The 316-nt window shown below is 41.5% G+C and carries 1 protein-coding gene; it reads left to right on the top strand.

Going from position 1 to position 316, the window contains the following annotated elements:
* Positions 1 to 68 precede the first annotated feature (68 nt).
* The coding region (locus I656_RS0117480; protein WP_033007126.1) for a helix-turn-helix domain-containing protein at positions 69 to 316 on the top strand (248 nt) is incomplete at its 3' end.

Raw genomic sequence — 316 nt, 5'->3', positions numbered from 1 at the left:
GGGAGGAATCGCTTTTTTGTGTTTTTGTATCACTAAAAAATATATTTAGTGAAAGAGAGGTGAGACAAATGGACATGACGTTAACAGCCAAAATCAAAATTTACCCAACAGCGGAACAAGCAGAAGTATTGAAAGACACCCTTTCCGCTTATCGACAAGCGTGCAACGCTGTGTCTGTTGTGATTTTTGACACAAAAGTGCTTGCACAAGCCAAGTTACACGACATGACCTATCGTCTACTTCGATCAAACTACGCTTTGCGTTCACAAATGGCGCAATCTGTGATTAAAACGGTGATCGCTAGATACCGTTCCCT

It is taken from the genome of Geobacillus sp. WSUCF1 (assembly GCF_000422025.1).
Taxonomy (GTDB): Bacteria; Bacillota; Bacilli; order Bacillales; family Anoxybacillaceae; genus Geobacillus; species Geobacillus zalihae.
Note: the sequence above shows the minus strand (reverse complement) of the source record. Positions and strands in the feature narration are given on the sequence as shown.